General features: G+C 37.3%; 1 protein-coding gene and 1 pseudogene. Both read left to right on the top strand.

The genetic code is table 11. The annotated features are described in order from the left end of the window. Positions 1-791: pseudogene (locus tag GGR08_RS07830) on the top strand (hypothetical protein); the annotation flags it as partial. 6 nt (positions 792-797) lie between these two features. Continuing rightward, on the top strand, positions 798-2,101 hold a 1,304-nt coding region (locus tag GGR08_RS07825; RefSeq protein WP_425485763.1), incomplete at its 3' end, for a DUF6990 domain-containing protein.

The raw sequence follows: 2,101 nt of genomic DNA, 5'->3' as shown, positions 1-2,101 counted from the left end.
TTCTTCCTGCGGTAGCAGCTGCTGTAGCGTTCATTGTGTCGCTTACGCCACAAGAGTTGGCAGCTCTGTCTCTTTTTATGGCTGGTGGAGCAACTATTGTTCAATCTCCTAACAATAGAACCGCTATAGCTGATTTTCTTGCCTATTGGTTTGCATCAAAAAATGGAGAAGAAGATAGCGAAAAAACAAATCAAAACTCACAAGAAGAAAAAAACAAAGCTTCTCAGGCGAATGCTAAAGACCCACAAAACAATAATGACGATGACAATGATGGAAAAGGTAAAAAGCTTAATAAAGCTAGGGAACATCATGACAAAAAACGCGATGAGAAAAAACAAAAATTAAAGGAGGAAGGATTTTCACCCAGCGAAAAAGAATTAACGATTGAAATTGAAATTACGACAGATAAAGGCACAATTAAGGTAAGAACACGTCCCGATAACACATTTATTAAGGATGGAAAACCAGCGTTTAATGAGACGAAAACAGGTAAAGCCAAATTAAGTAAAGGGCAGAAAGGTTTAAGAGAAATATGTAAAACAACAGGAAGCATAAAATTTTGTGGTTCTGAAGCTGAAAAGTATCTTAAGCAAAATAAAGAAAAATTTGATCAATATCAAAAAGATCTTAAAGGTACTATAGATAATTTTAAAGGCAGTGTAAAAGAATTGGAGAAAGAATTAGATAAATTTAACAAGAATTGGGCTAAAAATCAGCTAGATAAGAAGTGGAATGAGGGGACACTGCACCATGGAGTTGATCGACATCCAAGCTATTTAAAAGGGAAGTGAAGCATAATGAAAACGAAAGACGTAACAGAGATTTTAAAAAGATTGGGCTGGGAGATTTATCGCGATGAAGTTGGAGATACATTTGCTTATTATCATCTTCCCGATCGCATTGTAGGCATTAGTTATGATGTTGTAGATTATGGAGAGGATGGTGGAAGGTTGCGGCTATCAGTTGCTCTTACCACCGCCGCTTATTGTCTTGCTGAGGAATATGATAATGGCGAACAGTCGCGCTATGAATATGGTGATACGTTGATTTATGCAGAAGAAAATTTCGGAATTGTGGCACAGAATCTTTCAGAAAGTCATATCGAAGCTGTTTTAAACAAAGTAATCTTTTGGGCACAAACGCAGAATATTGAACAAAAATTGCGTGAAGAAGCCGCCAATCATTCTGCTGTTGCACAAGCATTGCTTGGCGATATTGATGCTTTAAGGTCTGATAAGCCGGCACCTCAATTACATGTACCAGAATTTGCAGATTACAAAGCGATGACGCGGTATGAGCGCCTCATTCTTTTTGCGCAAGCTTATAAAAATGGGGAGTTAGACGATATTCTAACGCGTAAAAAGCCCAAACAGCGCTCGATAAGCCTTACTGCAGCAAGCCGTATTCTTAAAACCCAAGGGTGGTTTTCTACGGAACCTGGAAAAATGTGGCTCTCTTTGCCAGATCGTTTTATTCAATTTGATTTTGGTTTTGTACATCTCCATGACAATTACAATGTCCATCTTGAAGCTGGGATCTCTAACGAAGAGATTTCTGTAGCTTGCAAATATATTTACTATAGGAGAGAATATATTTGGATAGGACCTACGGATATTTATCAGTCTTTTAATACGATTGGGGGGGGAATTTTTAGCGGTTTTGATAAAGGGATTGATATTTGTGTAGAAACATTGAATGAGCAAGAGTTAACACAAATCTCTGAGCGGATAATACAATGGGCACGCGCCCAAAATTTACAAGCATCGATTGAAAGCAAAACACTTGTTCAAAAATATAGCTACAATATAGACATAATCTGGCATTTGGCTTGTTTAGCGTTAACAGGTCGAATTGATATCCTGAAATCTTATCAAAGTTTTTTAGAAGCAGGTACGATTTCTGAACATTTGGATGATAATGACGTAGAAAAATATGTTAACCATGCCGTTGAATTTTCTGAAAAACATCTGAAAATCCTTAATGAGCGAGAAGCAGCAGAAGCACACCTTGGTCCGAAAGCTTTGATTACTTTCAATAAGGTTGCTGAGCAATTAAAAGAAATGGGTTGGACAGTTTATCGTGATAAAAACTATGATCGTAA

It is taken from the genome of Bartonella fuyuanensis (assembly GCF_014197255.1).
GTDB classification, from domain to species: domain Bacteria; phylum Pseudomonadota; class Alphaproteobacteria; order Rhizobiales; family Rhizobiaceae; genus Bartonella; species Bartonella fuyuanensis.
This window is presented reverse-complemented; position numbering and strand designations above follow the sequence as displayed.